This is a genomic window from Acidisoma sp. L85, assembly GCF_009765865.1.
Taxonomy (GTDB): Bacteria; Pseudomonadota; Alphaproteobacteria; order Acetobacterales; family Acetobacteraceae; genus Acidisoma.
Window position 1 is genome coordinate 1 of the sequence record NZ_LMUQ01000028.1, and the last position, 208, is coordinate 208.

Annotated in this window: 1 pseudogene; it reads left to right on the forward strand. The window is 59.1% G+C overall.

Annotated elements, in window-relative coordinates:
- Positions 1-208, forward strand: a pseudogene (locus GSQ83_RS08615) (IS5/IS1182 family transposase); the annotation flags it as partial.

The window sequence follows — 208 nt, forward strand, 5'->3', positions numbered from 1 at the left end:
GCCCGTGGCAAACCGTATACTGGTGGTTTCGACGGTTCGTGCGTCGGATGCTGTTCCAGACCATTCACGACGTGTCGCTGATGCTTGACCGGGAGCCGAGCGGACGTGAAGTCAGCCCGTCTGGTGGTGTGCTCGACAGCCAGACGGTGAAGGCGCCGAATGCCAAAGCGCGAGGATATGATGCCAATAAGAAGATCGTTGGCCGCAA